7 protein-coding genes are annotated in these 15468 nt (G+C 74.1%); 4 read left to right on the top strand and 3 right to left on the bottom strand.

Annotated elements, in window-relative coordinates; all coding sequences use genetic code 11:
• Positions 1-3 precede the first annotated feature (3 nt).
• The 3 genes from KSF81_RS06995 to KSF81_RS06985 are packed head-to-tail and all read left to right on the top strand — an operon-like array spanning position 4 to position 10103.
• Positions 4-2130 (top strand): ATP-binding protein, encoded by a 2127-nt coding sequence (locus tag KSF81_RS06995; protein ID WP_217378361.1) that lies wholly within the window; start codon positions 4-6, stop codon positions 2128-2130.
• On the top strand, positions 2127-9122 hold the full coding sequence (locus KSF81_RS06990) for a polymorphic toxin-type HINT domain-containing protein (RefSeq protein WP_217378360.1): 6996 nt from the start codon (positions 2127-2129) through the stop codon (positions 9120-9122). Before KSF81_RS06995 ends, KSF81_RS06990 begins: the two co-directional genes overlap by 4 nt.
• 6 nt (positions 9123-9128) lie before the next feature.
• Entirely contained in the window at positions 9129-10103 is a 975-nt protein-coding gene (locus KSF81_RS06985; protein ID WP_217378359.1) for a hypothetical protein, read from the top strand.
• Between the two features lie 124 nt (positions 10104-10227).
• On the opposite strand, the gene KSF81_RS06980 is transcribed toward KSF81_RS06985, so the two are convergent.
• The 3 genes from KSF81_RS06980 to uidA all read right to left on the bottom strand — a co-directional run bounded on the left by KSF81_RS06980 (position 10228) and on the right by uidA (position 13897).
• Positions 10228-11157: an AI-2E family transporter gene (locus KSF81_RS06980; RefSeq protein ID WP_309139705.1), complete on the bottom strand. Its 930-nt coding sequence runs from the start codon at positions 11155-11157 to the stop codon at positions 10228-10230.
• Between the two features lie 166 nt (positions 11158-11323).
• Entirely contained in the window at positions 11324-11794 is a 471-nt protein-coding gene (locus KSF81_RS06975) for a hypothetical protein (protein WP_217378357.1), read from the bottom strand.
• Between the two features lie 123 nt (positions 11795-11917).
• Positions 11918-13897, bottom strand: coding sequence for a beta-glucuronidase (gene uidA, locus KSF81_RS06970; protein WP_217378356.1), 1980 nt, complete (start codon positions 13895-13897; stop codon positions 11918-11920).
• A 531-nt stretch (positions 13898-14428) separates the two neighbouring features.
• Between uidA and KSF81_RS06965 the strand changes: the two genes are divergently transcribed.
• Positions 14429-15454, top strand: coding sequence for an AI-2E family transporter (locus KSF81_RS06965; protein ID WP_217378355.1), 1026 nt, complete (start codon positions 14429-14431; stop codon positions 15452-15454).
• Positions 15455-15468 lie beyond the last annotated feature (14 nt).

Genomic DNA, 15468 nt, shown 5'->3' with positions numbered 1-15468 from the left:
GCCATGCCGACGGCCCCCCTTGCCGACCTCATGGACCGGCTGGCGCTGCTCCGGCTGCGGCTGGCCCGGCATGTGGCCCTGCTGCGCGCCACCGGCCGCTTCAACGAGGACCCCTTCCGCGGCCTCTATGTCGCCGAGGCGGAGGCCGATGCGGCGCTGGAGGATCCCGCGCCCGCAGGCGCCTGGGCCGAACGCGCCGCCGCGCTGGCGGCCCGCTTGGCCACCCGGGAGGCGGCGCTGCGGCAGCGCGACCTGGCCGAGCCCGATCTGCCCCTGCCCCGTCTGATCCGCCGCTTCGGCCTGGAGGAGGCCGCCGCCACTGCCCTGCTCGCCGCCGCCGCAGCGGCTTTCGACAGCCGCTTCGCCACGCTCTTCGCCTATGCGCAGAACGACGCGGCGGCGCGGCAGCCCGGCATCGGGCTGGTGCTGGACCTTGTGGCGCCGAGCCCCGAACTGCGCGCCGCCGGCCTCGCCGCGCTGGGGCCGGGGGCGCCGCTGCGCGCCTTCCGCCTACTGGCCCCGCCGCCGCCCGAATTCCGCGAGGATGCACGGCCGGGCACGCCGCTGCTCGCCGACCCCGCCCTGCTGGCGCTGCTGCTGGGCGGCGAGGACACCGCCCTTTCCGGCGCGCTGCGACCGCTGCCGGAACTGGCGGGGGAGGCGCTGGATGGCCCCGCCGCGATGCTCGCCCGGCACTGCGCCGAGGCCGGGGCGCAGCCGGTCGTCGCCGCGCTTTGCGGCCAAGCAGATGCCGGCCAGGCCCTGCTGGCACAGCGCCAGGCCGAAGCCGCCGGCCACCCGTTGCTGGCGCTCGACCCCACCCATCCCGAGGCTGCCGCCTGCGATGACGCCACGCTCGCCGCGCTGGTCGGGCGCGCGCTGCGGCTGGCCGATGCGGCAGTCTTCCTCGCCTTGCCGGACGGGATGGAAGTCGCCCGCCTGCGCCGGTTGCTCCAGGCCGCGGCGCGGCCGGGCCGGCCGGTCTTCCTCGCCGCCGCGCTGGCGCCGGACCCCGGCTGCCTGCCGCCCGGCGTTGCACTGGCCGAGGTCGCGCTGCCCGTGCCGGACGAGGCGGCGCGGCAGGGCTGGTGGCGGGCCGCGCTGGCTGGGGAGGGCGCTACCGCGCTCGCCGCCCCGCTGGCACGGCAGACGCGGCTCGGGCCGCTCGGCATCGCCGCCGCCATCGCCCGCGCCCGCCGCCTCGCCCCGCCCGGTGCCTGGCCGCCCGCGGAACCGGCGCCGCTGGCCGAGGCGGCGCGACGCAGCGCCGGCCCCGCCCTCGCCCGGCTGGCGCAGCCCGTGGCGGTGCCGCATGGCTGGGACGACCTGGTGCTGCCGAACGACCAGCGGGAGGAGTTGGAACTGCTGGTGGCCGCCACCACCCAGGGCGCCCGCCTCACCGGCTGGGGCTTCGGCCCGGCCGGCCGGCCGCCGGCGCTGGTGGCGCTGTTTGCCGGGCCGAGCGGCACCGGCAAGACCATGGCGGCCGGGCTGGTCGCCCGCCGCGCCGGGCTGCCGCTGCACCGCATCGACCTCTCGGCGGTGGTCAGCAAATACATCGGCGAAACCGAGAAGCAGCTCGACCAGGTATTGCGCGAGGCGGAGGCGATCGGCGCCGCGCTGCTCTTCGACGAGGCCGATGCGCTCTTCGGCAAGCGCGCCGAGGTGAAGGACGCACGCGACCGCTATGCCAACCAGGAAGTCGCCTTCCTGCTGCAACGCATCGAGTGTTTCGACGGGCTGGTGATCCTCACCACCAATCTCGGCGGCCATATCGACCAGGCTTTCCTGCGCCGCATCGCCTATGCCGTGCACTTCCCCATGCCGGACGAGGCGATGCGGGCGGAGCTCTGGCGCCGCGCCTTCCCCGGCGCCGCGCCGCTGGCACCGGACCTCGATCTCGGCCTGCTGGCGCGCAGCTTCGAGATCACCGGCGGCAATATCCGCAACGCCGCGCTCGGGGCGGCGCATCGCGCGGCGGCCGAGGACCGCGCCATCACCATGCCGGATGCGGTGCGGGCGGTGGCGCGGGAGGTGCGTAAGCTCGGCCGGCTGCCGAGCCGGGCTGAATTCGGCCCGCTCTACGCGGTGCTGGCAAGCGGGGCGCCGCCCGGCGGAAGGGCGGCATGAAGGCACCGCGCGAACCGTCCCCGGCGGCACCGGGCGCGGTGATCGAGGCGCCGGCTCCGGTGGCGGAGCGGCACGGCCCGCTCTGGGCGCTGGCGGATACCGATGCAGGGGCCGGGCCGGGGCGGGTCGCGGCCCTGCAAAGGGTGCAGGCCCTGGCCGGCAACCAGGCCCTGGCGGCCTCCCGCGCAGCGCCGGGGCCGGCCGCGCCGCCCGGCCCCGCCTATCCCACCACGGCCCCACCGCCGCTGCCACCCGCGACCGAAACCGGGGTGGAAGCCGAGGCCACCCCCGGGGCCGCACCCGAGGCGCGGCCCACCCCGCCCCAGGCCGCCGAAGCCGCCACCGCCACGCCCGGCGCCGCGCCGCCCCGCGCCGCGCCACAGCCGGCCCTGATCGAGGCGCGGCCCGATGGCCGGGTGCTCGGCCCAGCCGAGATCCGCGCCGCGGCCGCCGCCGCGGCCGCCCGGCTTTCCGCCCCCGGCCTGCCCGGCGCCGCCGCCCGCGCCCCGCTCGACGCCGCGCGGGAGGGAATCGAGGCGCGCGGTGCCGCCCGCGTGGCGGCCGCGCGCCAGCCGCCGGGCCGCCTCGCCGGCCGCGCGCCCCGCCCCGGCCGCGCCCCACCGCGCGAGGACCCCGGCCCGATCCCGGAGGCGATGAAGGCGCTGCAGGAGAAGACGCTGCGTGACCTGCCGCCGGTCAGCCTGCCGCCGGTGCAGCGCAGCCCGGAAGGCACCCTGCCCGATGTCAGCGGCCCGGTGCTGACCGAGGAGCAACTCCGCCTGGTGCGGCTCGGCGATGCGGCCATCGACCAGCGCGAGCTCGACCCGGAGGAGACGGCGCGGCTCAAGGAGATCCGGCGCGGCCTCACCCAGGGGCAGGCCGCCACCGCGCCGGCGCCCGAGGCCGCCATTCCCACGGCGCCGGTGCCGACCTCCGTGCCGGTGCAGGACGAGCCGATCGCCGGCGCGACGCTGACCCCCGAGCAGCGCGCCCTCTTCGCCCAGGTGGTGGGCCAATTGGCCGGCGACCCGGAGGGCGAGGCCGCCACCGTGCTGCACAGCATCCGCGAGATGCATTCGGCCTATCCCGGCGGCAAGCTGCAACAGGCCTGGTCGCTGCCCGACAGCCCGCTGAACGACACCGACCTCAAGCCGGAGGTCGCCGCCGCCATCCGCGAGCAGACGCGGCTGCTGGCCGAAAGCCTCGGCCTCGCGCAGGCCGAGATCGACACCGCGATCACCGAGCGGCGGGCCAGCCTCCAGGCGCAGCGGGAGGCGGCCTCCGGCGCCATCACCCTGGTTGCCGCGCAGGCCGATGCCAGCGCCACCACCGTCGCGGCCCGCAGCACGGCGCAGGCCCAGGCGACCGCCAATGCCGCGCAAACCGCCGCCGCGGCGGACCGCGCCGCCGCCAGCCGCCGCCGCGGCCGGCCCACGGTGCGCGAGCGGGTGGAGCGCAGCCTCGGCGACATCCGCGGCAAGGTGGCCGAAGCCTATGCCCGGTTCGATGCGCAATTGCGCAACCGCGAACGCGCCCTGGCCGAGGCCGCGCGCCGGCAGGGCACCGCCTATCGCCTGGCCCAGACGCGCGACGAGCTGGCGCTGCGCCCGCTCGGCCTCGGCGGCCTGCCGCGCGCCGGCCTGGTCCGCCGCTGGGCCGATACGGCGGTGATCGCGCTGAATGCCGAGCGCGACCGCCTGGCCGGCGAGGCCCGCACCGCCGTGCAGGGCTTCCGGCGTGAGCTGGACGAGGCCGGCGGCGCCGCCTTCGCCGCGCTGCGCGACTGGGCGGGGCGGCAGAGCACCGCGAACGAGACCTGGTGGACCGATCTCGACCGGCAGCTCACCGAATGGTCCACGGATACCGCCGCCCGCGCCCGCGCCTGGGAGGGCGCGCAGGGCCAGACGGTGCGGCTGGCGCTGGCGCAGGATCTCGCCTCCCTGCAGAAGCTGGCGGCCTTGCAGCAGGCCGGGCAGCAGCAGCAGGCGCGCGACTATGTCGCCTCGCTGGACCGCGAGGCGCAGGCGGTCGTCACCGGCGTACTCGGCACTGCCGGCGGCGGCGCCCCCGATATCGCGGGCGGCCTCGCCGCCGGGATGCGGGAGCGGGTGCGGGCGGCGCAGCAGACCGCGATGGAACCGCGGCTGCAGGCCAAGGTGATGGCGCTGCCGGATGTGCGGGAATCGATGCCGGCCCTCACCATCCTGCTCCGCGCGGCGCAGCCGGACTGGGATGTCGTGCATGCCGCCGAGGAGGTGCGCGCGGGAGTCCGGGGCCCCGGCACCGACGAGGCGCGGGTGCTGGAGGCGCTGCGCGGCCTCTCGCCCCTCGCCGTCAAGGCGCTGCGCATTCAGTACCAGGCGAGCCATGGCGAGAGCTTGCAGGAGGCGCTGGAGGACGACCTCAACGACGAGGAGATGGAAGCCGCCAACGACCTGCTGCGCGGCAATGTCGTGGAAGGCGCGGTGGGCAGCCTGCGCTCCGCGGTCAGCGGCCTCGGCACCGACAAGGAGGCGATCAACACCATCCTGCGCTCGCTCACCGAGGACCAGCGGATGCGGGTCCTGGCGCGCTACCAGGAGCGCTTCGGCGAGAGCCTGGAGGCCGCGATCCGCGGCGAGTGGATGCCGAGCGGGGACAAGGACGTCTCTCTGGCGCTGGCGGAGGGCGACCGGCAGGGGGCCACCGCGCTGGAACTGGCGGCGGCGGTGGAGACGCATACCACCCCCTCGGACCCCGAGGGCGGCGGTGGCGGCGAGGTCTATTACGGTTTCGACCGCAGCCGCGCCCAGACCACCTATGCCCGCATCCGGCGCGAGGTGGAGCAGGAGGCCGGACCGAAAGGCTGGGTCACCGAGCAGGTCGAGGCCGAGGTCGCGCTCCGCTACAGCGAGACGGAGAAGGTCTTCGACCAGAAATTCGCCAATGCGCCCTGGGCGCAGCGCGAGCCCGGCGCAGCATCGCAACAGGGAGGCCCGCAGCAGGGCGGCGCGCTGCGCGCCGCCTTCGCCCAGGCCGGCGGCCCCTCGGCGGAATTCCTGAACGCCATCGCCAGCAACGACCTGGCGGCGGCGGATGTGGCGCGGCTGCGGCTGGAGGATGCGGGCCTCTGGGCCGAGGACGCGGCGATCAACAACGTCTTCCGCGACCAGAACGCCCGCAGCCTGGCCGAGGTGCAGCGCGACCTCGGCCCGGTGCTCTCGGCCCGCACCGCGGACCGCCTGGACCGGCTCGACCGCGACCCGAAGACCGCCTTCGCCACCGAGGAGGACCGGGTCAATACCCGCATGCGGCTGGAACGCGAGGCGGCGCGGGAGATGGCGCAGCAGGCGGATGCGCGGACGCGCGAGCGCATGCAGCGGCTCGGCACCCTCTATCAGGCGGCGAGCGGCCGGTCGCTCAGCACCATGATCGAGGCGAATATGAGCGGGACCGCGCGGCGCGAGGCCCGCGCCCGCGTCGCGCAGGATGGCATCCTCACCCCCTATCAGCGGCTGCGCTTCTCCATCGAGGGTCTCGGCACCGACATGCCGGAGCTGCGCGGCACGCTCTCCAGCATGACCAAGCAGGAGATCGAACAGGCCGACGCGGATTGGCGGCGGGACCATGACGGCGAGAGCCTGATCGACGCGATTCGCGGCGACACCAGCGGCCGCGAGGAAGCCGACCTGGTGGACATGGCCGAGCACGGCACGCCCCAGACCGCGGCCGAGCTGGTGGACCAGGCGCGGCGCCGCTACGAAAGCGACCGGCGGAGCGAGGCTGGGGCCGGCGCCTACCTGACCCGCCACGAGACGGCCGCCGCCAAGGCCGAGCTGGAATTGCTCGAAGGCAACCTGAAGCAGCTCCGCAACCCGAAGCTGTCGCGCGAGCAGCGCAGCGCGGTGGGCGCCAGCTTCGACATCCGCGTCGAGCGCACCATGGCGGCGATCGAGCTGCAGCGCACCGAGGTGGATGCGGTCGCGGACCTGCTCTCCACCGTCGCCGCGATCGCCGCCGCGGTGATCGTCGGCGCCCTGCTCTCGCCCTTCACCGGCGGCGGTTCCGCCATGGTCGCCGCGGCGCTGATCGGCTCGCTCACGGCAACCGCGGCGGCGATGGCCACCAAGGCGCTCATCAAGGGCGGCGCCTATGGCGCGGAGGAGATCGGCACCGACCTCGCCGTCGGCGCGGTGGATGCGCTGGTCTCGGTGGCGACCGCGGGGCTCGGCCGGGCGCTGCTCGGCGGCGTGGGACGCGGCATCACGCCGGTCGGGAAATCGGCCTTGTTCCGCGGGCTGTCGCGCATGGGCAGCGTCGGCCGGCTGGCGGCGCGGGGCCAGGCGCGGGTGGCGGGCTTCCTCGGCCGGCTCGGCACCGCCGGGCCGCTGGCGCGGGCGGTGGAGGGAAGGGCCGTGCTGGCGGGGCTGGCGGCCGAGACCCGGCCGCTCTATCAGCGCCTCGCCGCCCGCGGCGCGGCGCATCTGCTGGAGCAGGGCGTGCAGGCGCTGCCCAGTTCCTTCACCGGCGCCATCCTGGACGAGCGCGCCTGGCGGCAGCAGGGCGGCGGGCCGATGATGGTGCTGCAGAACACCCTGCACGGCACCTTCCAGAGCGTCGCCTCCGGCATCGGCTTCGCCGCCGCGCAGCATGTGGGGAGCAGCGTGCTCGGCCGGGTCTTCGGCGCCTTCCGCAAGCCGCTGCCGGAGGCGCCGCTGCGGACGGAGGACGTTCTGGGGCGCATGGGCCGGCCGGAGGACCGCCTGGCTGATTTCCGCGCCTGGCGGGAACGCAACCCCTCGGGCACCTACCGGGAATTCTACGGCCAGCGCCAGGCGGAGCTGGTGGCGGGCAGCCATGCCGATGCCGCCCTGCGGGAGCGCGCCCGCGCCGCCCGCCGCGAATTGCTGGCCGAACTGCCGCGGCACGAGCGCGGCGACTATGCCGATGTGCCGATCCTGCCAGTGCCGGACGCGGAATTCCACCGGCTGACCGGCGGCGCCGAGGGTGGCGCGAAGATGATCGTCCGCGATGGCCAGGCGGTGATCCTGCTGCGCGACGGCGCCTCCCCCGCCGCGGTGCGGCCGCTGCTCGGCGAGTTGCGGGACCGCGTCATCGCCCGCACCGGCGGCATGACGCTGGAGGGCGCGCTGCCGCCCCATCTGCGCGAGGTGCCGATCCGCCGCGATATCACCCTGGAGGGCGACACCGTTCGCGTTGTGCCCTTCCCGCCCGGCGACGGGCCGATCCTGGGCGTCGAGGTGGTGGTCGGCCCCGCCGCGCGGCCGATCGACATCGCGCTGCATGCCGGCACCATCGAGCGGGTGCGCCGCTGGACCGGGCGGGTCGGCGAGGCGCGCCAGGCCCTGGCCGGTTTCGCGCGACGCCTCGGCATCGACGTGGTGAGCCCGCGCGAGCGCGCCCGCTTCGAGGCGGCGGAGGAGGTGCGCAAGCTCGGCCCGATCATCGAGGAGCGGGCGCGGCGCTATGTCGCGGCGGCCGAGAATCCGCGCCGGGCCGCGGTGATCGAGAATGAGATCCGCGGCCTGCTGGCGCAGCAGGAACATGCCCGCCGCATCCTGAGCGGCGAAATCCAGGCCGAACCGCGCGGCTTCATCGCGGCCGAGGCGCCGAAGAGGCCGGCTGAAGGCGCGGCAGGGGAGGTCGCGCCGGAGGTGGCAACGGCGCAGGAGGTGAACCGGCGGGCGCTGGAATTGCAGATGCGGCTCTCCGACCTCGCCGCCTCGCGGTCGCGCCACATGGACAGCATCAGGCACCAGTCCGGCACGATCGAGATGGCGCTGCGCCAATTGCAGAGCCTGCTGGGCGGCCGCCTCGACCTGCCGACGCTGAAGCGGCATTTCATCGAGGGCGACAGCCGCGTCCTGCCGGCCGCCTTGCAGGAGGCGCTGGCCGGGGCACCGCCCGGCAAGGGCGGCAGGGTGCAGGCGGAGCTGGACAGCATCGCCCGCGCACGCCAGCAGATCGAGACGCGGCGGGGCTTCCTCGACAAGCTGGACCGGACCATCGAGGGCGTGCAGCGCGACTTCAATGCGCTGCCCGACCGGGCGAAGACGCTGGCGCAGTTGAACGACGCGCTGAATTACGATTCCATCCGCCGAGGTGCCGACGCGGTGTGCTTCCCGCCCGGGACGCCGGTGGCGACACCTTCGGGCCCGGTGGCGATCGCCAGCCTGCAACCGGGCGATGGCGTCTGGGCCGTGGATGGCGCGGGCGCGCGGGTGCCCGCCCGCGTCACCCGCCGGCTGGAGGGCTGGACGGACTGGCTGGTCGAGATACGCACATCACGGGAGACGCTGCTGGCGACGCGCAGCCACCGCTTCCATGCCGATGGCGCCTGGTGCCCGGCCCGGCTGCTGCATCCCGGCGCGCTGCTCGCCGTGCCCGGCGCGGCGGCGGTGCCGGTGGAGGCGGTGCGGCTGCTGCCCTGCGTCATCCGCACCTGCAACCTGGAGGTGGCGCCGCACCACAATTTCCTGGTCGGCGCCGCGGGCCTGCTGGTGCATAACGGTGATGCTGACGAGCCGCCACGCGACTTCGGCAGCACCAGGGAGCATCTGGGCGAGATCTACCATATCTCGATTCGCGAGAACGGCGTCTGGCGCCTGGTCTATGTCGGCAGCACCAACAAGGAGGGGCTGAGCCTGGCTCGCTTCCGCGAGCATATCGGGCAGGGGCGCGAGGGCAACGTGAATTTCCGCGCCGACAAGCGGGAATGGGCGCGGCTCTTCGATGCCGCCGGCGGCCGCGCCGTGAGCAGCACCGCCGGCGGCAGGGCGGTCCATGAGTTCGGCAATATCAGGCTGGAGGTTCCCGTGCACGGCATGTTCACCGACCTCGCCCTCGCCATCGTCGAGCAGGGGCATATCGAGACGGCGCTGCGCCAAGGCACGCTGGTCAATATCGACCCGGCGCTGTCGCCGGCCGCCTTCGAGAAATACTACGCGAAGCTCCCGCCCGAACAGCGGGCGCAGCACCGCCCCTGTCGGTAGCCCGCCATGGGCTGGTGGGCGAGCGAGGACGGGGCGGGCCAGATCGGCGACCGGCCGGCCGATATCCTCGGCACGGCACTGACCGAGGCGCTGGGCGAGCGCTTCGACCCCGATCTGCTGGCCGGCTTCCTCGCCGGGCTCGGCGCCGCCCTGCTGCGGAACCCGGCGGCGCTGGTGGCGGAGGGACCGGCGGTGGCGGGGCAGCGGATCGAGATGCAGGTGGAAGGCCAGGCGCCGGTGGAGGTGCCGATCCGCCCTGCCGTCGCCTGGAGCGGGCTGGAGAGGAGCCTTTTCGACGCGCTGGAGGCAGCGGCCTTCCAGTACCAGCTCAGCGGCGTCGCCCGGCCACCGCGCCTCGCGGAGTTGCTGGAGACGGTGGGCTTCGTCGCGCGCGGTCATCTATATGATCCAGAAACCGGCGCGGTGCTGGTGCTGCGTGGCATCCGGCCCGCCCGCCGGCGGCAGCGCCAGGGCCCGGCGCGCGTGGCGGCCGACCTGCGCTGGGCTTCCATGCGGGCGCTGTTGCAGGCGCCGCGGCCGGATGCCGAACTGGCGGAGATGCTCGCGGCCGGGCTGGAGGATGCGGATTGGCGGGTGCGCATGGTGGCGCTGCTGGCGGTGGGCCGCCACCGTCTCGCCGCGCTGGCGGACCGTGCGGCGCGGGTCGCGGTGCCGCCCGAGACGGCGGGGCTGCGCGAGGTGGACCGCCGCGCGCTGCTGGCGCTGCGCGACTGCGCGGCGGCGGTCGCCGCGGGCGGCGAGCCCGATCCTCCGGCGCATCCCGATGCCGCGGTGCAGGCGCGCCGAATGGCGCTGCGCGATGCCGTGCTGGCGGCGATCCATGGCGAGGCCTGGCCTGCGCCGGGAGATGCCGCGCAGGTGCTGCGGGCCCTGGCCGATCCCCACGGCGCCGCGGCCGAGGCGGCGCTGCCGGAGCCCTGGGCGCGCTGGCTGCCGGCGGCGCCGGAGCCGCCCCTATAGCCGGTAGACCCGCCGCACCGTGCCCGCGAAGCGCGCCCGCTTCTCCTCGGCCGAAGCATCGGCGGGCCTGGGCGAGGTCCCGCGGAAGACCTTCAGGCGCGGCATGCCGAAGGCAAGGCAAACGTCACAGCGGGTCCGGAGCGTGGTCGCCGAGTGCGTCCTCGACGTAGAGCATCCAGACCAGGATCATGGCGATGAGCAGCAGGGGCGTCGCGAACAGCACGCCGTAGGCGCCGAACAGGGATCCCAGGCCGACGATGGCCAGGATGCCGAGTGCTGGCGGGATGGAGACCGCCTGCCGCTGCAGCATGGGCGTCAGCACGTAGCCTTCGAGGCTCTGGATGAACACGAAGAGCAGCAGGGTGTAGAGCGCATCGGTCGGGTCCTGGGCGAAGGCGATGAGGACGGCCGGGGCGCCGGAGAGGATGGGCCCGAGATAGGGGATGACGTTGAGTAGGCCGGCCAGGATGCCGAGGGCAAGGGCCATGGGGATGCCGAGCAGCGCCAGCCCCGCCCAGGTGACCGCGCCCACGCAGAGCATGGTGATGGACTGGCCGAGGATCCAGTGCCACAACCCGCCGCCCAGCGCCTCCAGGATCTCGGCGGCGCGCGGCCGCCGCGCCGGCGGCATCAGGCGGAGCAGGCCGCGCCGGTAGGGCGCCGGGTCGGCGGCCAGGAACAGTGCCACCACGAGCACCAGGAGCGCGTCGGCGACGGCGTTGAACACCGTCCCCAGGAGCCCGGTCGCCAGGTTGAGCAGGGTGCCCGGCCGGGGTGGCCCGCCTGCCTCGAGAAGGTCCCGCCCCCAATCGTAGCGCGCAACGAAATCCCTGAAGCCCTCCAGCGCCTGAGGCAGGGCTTGCCAGAGCTGCTCGAATTGCGCCGCCACTTGCGGCCCGATCGAGAGGACAAAGGCCGCGGCGAGCGCGGCGAGGCCCAGCGCCACGGCAGCGAGCGAGGCGCCGGTCGGCAATCCCGTCAGCCGGGCCAGGCCCTGGGTCAGATGGCGCAGCAGCACGGCGACGAGCACGCCGCCGAAGTCGAGCAGGAGCACGTCGGCCAACCGCCAGGCCAGCAGGACGAGACCGGCGACGACGAGCGCGATCAGCAGCGGACGAAGGCGGCCGTTACCGGGGGGGCAGGGGCATGGGAATCCTCACGCATCACGTTGCCGACGGGCAGCCGGCCGTCGCGGCGCAGCCTCGCCGGGTCTCTGCGGCTCATCGTGCTTCGGCGAACCTGTCATGCCAGGCCGCAATTTCCCCGGACCGTTCGATCAGGTCATCGAGATCGCGCCGAAACTGCTCAAGAGCGAATCCGATCCCGAGCAGACGGCCGACCGCCGCTGTCGGAATGGCACCCGCCAGGCCTGCCCGCCTCGTTCCATCGGCGGCAGCCCTGTATCCGCGAACGGCCTGGGCCAGCCTGTTGCGATCCTCCGGCGCGTGCCGGCCGGACAGGATCTGGCCGATCCTCCTCAGCATCGCGGCGCCGGCCGCGGTGGCGCCGGACCAGGCTTCAGCCACCTGCTCAAGCTGCGCGTCGCCGCCTGCCCCTCGCGCTGCACGGCGGAGCATGCCGATGTCGCGGCGCAACCGCAGCATCGTCCGGGGCAAGGACGTTCCGTCAGGCATGTCGGTGAGCCCGAAGGCGGCGACGCCGGCGGTGCTCAATGTGAGCCAGCGCCTCATTGCCACCGCTCCGAACCCTTCCCGTGGGCCGTATGCACCCGTCCCGGTGGTCCATGCACAGGAGCAGAGTATTCGGGCGGGCGATGCCCTGTGCCGTCGTGCGGCCTGCAAGCCGCCCCTTGCTCATCCCCCGGCCCAGCGTGAGCGCAGGAAATGCGCCGCCATCTTGGGCCGCCGGTCGCGGGTGAAGGCGCCCTTGAAGTTCATCCCCGCCGCGCGGCTGGTGCCCTGGCCGGTCTTGAAATCGGCGAAGTTCCACATCTGCATCCCCGCCATGAAGGGTCGCTCGGCCGCGACGTCGAGGTAGCGGCGCAGGAACTCCACCTCGTATTCCTCCGTCCACATCTCGGGCGGCTGGCTGTGCACGCCGGGCAGGGTGTCAGTGCCGAACTCGGTCATGACGATGGGCTTGCCGAAGCGCCGGTGCAGATCGTCCAGCTCCCGCGCCAGCGTCTGCGCACCCTCATCGAGCCGTCCCGCCTGGGTGTACCACCCGTAGTAGCGGTTGATGCAGACCACGTCGAAGAGGCCGTGCCACTCCAGCGGCCCGCCTTGCACGCCCACGAGCGTGACCGGCCGTGTCGGGTCCAGGCGGCGCGCTTCGTCGTACATCTGCCGGAAGAACCGCATCCCGGCCGCGACGGCCTCGGGCACGGGCGGGCCCGCGCCGAGCAGGGGCCCGCCCATCGGCTCGTTCGCCACGTTCCACATGATCGTGCTCGGGTGGTTCTTGTCGCGCGCGATCAACTCGCGGATTTGCTGCGTGGCCTGCGTGAGGCGCTGCGCGGTTGCCTCCGCCGGGTCCTCGAAGTTCAGGCCCACCGCCGGGATCTCGTTGATCACCAGCACGCCGAGCCGGTCGGCCAGCTCCATCGCCTCCTCGGCATAGGGGTAGTGCGTCGTGCGATAGGAGTTGGCGCCGACCCAGCGGAGCAGCTCGTAGTCCCGCACCCACATCGGCAGGTTCAGCCCGCGCCCGCTGAGCGGGAAGTCCTCATGCTTGCCGAAGCCGGTGAGCTTGATCGGCTGTCCGTTGAGCAGCAGCTGGTCCCCCTGCACCGCGACGGTGCGGACGCCGATGTCGAGCGAATAGGCGTCGATCGCGCGCTGCCCTTCGATGAGCGTGACGGTCAGCGGATAGAGATGCGGATCGCCCGGCCTCCAGAACCGTGCCGAGGGCAGGCGCAAGGTGGCCTCGGCGGTGCCGCCGCGGAAGTCCAGGTCGGCCTCGATGTCGTTCAACCGGGCCCGCCCCCGGCCGGCGTAATCGCCCGAGGCATCGACCCTGACCTTGACGACGCCGTCGGCGCCCTCGATCGTCGTGACCACCGTGACGTCCTCGATGTACGCGGCTGCAGGGACCGAGTAGAGCCACACCTGGCGGTGCAGCCCCGCATAGGGGAAGAAGTCATAGGTGGTCGCCGGGTAGCCGCCCAGGACCCCGGCGACCCCGCCGCCGCCCGACCCCGGCCCCGGCGGCACACGGCCTAGGAGCTGCTTGTTCTCCACGGTGATGGCGACGGTGTTCGGCCGATCCCAAGCCAATTGAGTGCCGATCTCGGCCACGAAGGGCAGGTGCCCGCCGAGATGCTCGGCCACCACCGTGCCGTTGACCCAGATCTTGGCGGCGTAGTTCGCCGAGCCCACGCGCAGGAACACGCGCTGCCCGCGCCATCCGGATGGAGCCCATACCTCAGTCAGGTACCAGGCGAGCCCCAGGTAATCCCGTGCGTCGTCGAACAGGTCGTTCCAACTGCACGGCACGGGGATCATGCGCGGCGCGGGCAGCGCCCTGAACCAGCCCTGCGCCTCGCCCTCCTCCTGCGGGTCGAGCTGGAACCGCCAGAGGCCGGAGATGTCCAGCACCTCGCGGTGCTGGTTCCGCTGCGGGCGGAGCAGGCCGCCGCCGCTGCGCCCGAGCGCCGCCACGCCGTCCTGACGGGCGGTGGGATCAGGCGGGCCTTGGGCGGCCGCGCCGGGGCCGCCAGCGAGCGACGCGGCCCCGGCCACGGCCGCCAGCGACAGCAACGCGCGCCGGCGCGGCGTGTCGGGACGGGATGCCGGGCCTTCGGGGGTATCGTGGCACGAGGTCTCTTGCGGCATTCGAGGCACCTCCAGGCAAGGTCCAGGCTTTCGTGGAACACCCCGGCGCGCGGGCGACCGTGCTCGGCGGATGTGCATGGCCCCACGGTCCGTGGCGCGGCCTCCCTCATAGGGAACGCATGGACCACGCTTGGTTCCTTCGGGTGGCGACCGGACAGCCAGGCTGGTCAACCTCGCGGACCACCGCCGGGTTCCGGCTGACCGTCGGGCCATGAGGGCGGCCGTCGCGTCCCGGGCTCCGGCAACGCTGCCGCGTGCGGCGCGTCTTCTCCGGCACGAAGCCGCGGACCGAAGGAGGCGCAGATGCGTGCGATGGCGCTCCCCCGCCGCGGCGGGCCGGATCTCCCCGGGGCGCAGGAGGTGGACCGACCGTGCCCCGCGCTTTCCCACCTTCGATGAGCCGCCCAGGGTCCGCATGGCCCTTCGGACGGTCGGCGTTGCGCCAGGCATGCCGGAAGGCGGGTCATGGCCACTGCCACCCACCGTGCCCCTCACATGGCCCCGCCGCGCCCCGGACAGATGAGGACCCCGATGCCCCAGCCCGCCGGTGACGGCCGCCGCAAGCAGCCGCTGCTCCTCGCGCTTGTCATCGTCGGCCTCGTCCTCTTGGCCTGGCGGCTCTCCGATGTGCTCCTGCTCGGCTTCGGCGGCGTGCTCGTCGCCGTGCTCCTGCGCAACCTGGCCCGGGGCCTGGCCCGGCTGACGGGGCTGCGGACCGGGGCAGCGCTCGCCGCCGTGGCACTGGGCCTGGTCGCGCTCGCCGCCCTCTTCGTCGTCTCCGTGGGGCCGCAGGTGGCGACGCAGTTCGAGCAGCTCTGGCAGGCCCTGCCGCAGGCAATGGAAGGCTTCAGGAGCTTCGTGGCGCGCTACGACTGGGGGCGCGACCTCCTTGAGGCGGGCGGGCCGCCGCGCGCGGGCACCCTCGTCAACCTGGCGACCGGCCTGCTCGGGACGGTGTTCAACGCCCTTTCGGACGCGCTGCTGGTCCTGGTGGTGGCCCTGTTCCTGGCCGCCGACCCCGCGCCCTACCGGGGCGGCCTGCTCCGCCTGGTGCCGCCCGCGCGGCGGGCGCGCGGGGGGGAGGTGCTGGATGCGCTCGCCGACGGGCTGTGGCGCTGGATCCTGGGCCAGTCCGTGGCCATGCTCTGCATCGGCGCGATCACCGCGACAGGGCTGATGCTGCTCGGCATCCCGCTGGCCCTGGCCCTCGGCATCCTGGCCGGACTGCTCAACTTCATTCCCTATCTCGGGCCCATCCTCTCCGGCGCCCCGGCCGTCCTCATTGCCTTCGCCCAGGGCCCGACCGATGCGCTCTACACCCTGCTGCTCTTCGTGTTCATCCAGAGCCTCGAAGGCTACGTGCTGACGCCCATGCTGCAGCGGCAGGCGGTCTCCATCCCGCCAGCACTCGGCATCCTGGCCATCGTCGGCCTGGGATCCCTGTTCGGTGCCTATGGCGTGCTCTTCGCCACGCCCCTGCTGCTGGTCATCATCGTCCTGGTCCGGATGCTCTATGTCGAGGACACGCTCGAAGACCAGGCCGGGCAGGCCCGGTGAGGCTCCTCTTCCGC

It is taken from the genome of Siccirubricoccus sp. G192 (assembly GCF_019084075.1).
In the GTDB taxonomy this organism is placed as follows: domain Bacteria; phylum Pseudomonadota; class Alphaproteobacteria; order Acetobacterales; family Acetobacteraceae; genus G192.
This window is presented reverse-complemented; position numbering and strand designations above follow the sequence as displayed.

Bases quoted from the DNA above. Each gene is read 5' to 3' on its own strand.
- KSF81_RS06995 (WP_217378361.1), top strand. From the start codon at position 4: ATGCCGACGGCCCCCCTTGCCGACCTCATGGACCGGCTGGCGCTGCTC.
- KSF81_RS06985 (WP_217378359.1), top strand. From the start codon at position 9,129: ATGGGCTGGTGGGCGAGCGAGGACGGGGCGGGCCAGATCGGCGACCGG.
- KSF81_RS06965 (WP_217378355.1), top strand. From the start codon at position 14,429: ATGCCCCAGCCCGCCGGTGACGGCCGCCGCAAGCAGCCGCTGCTCCTC.
- KSF81_RS06975 (WP_217378357.1), bottom strand. From the start codon at position 11,794: ATGAGGCGCTGGCTCACATTGAGCACCGCCGGCGTCGCCGCCTTCGGG.
- uidA (WP_217378356.1), bottom strand. From the start codon at position 13,897: ATGCCGCAAGAGACCTCGTGCCACGATACCCCCGAAGGCCCGGCATCC.
- KSF81_RS06990 (WP_217378360.1), top strand. From the start codon at position 2,127: ATGAAGGCACCGCGCGAACCGTCCCCGGCGGCACCGGGCGCGGTGATC.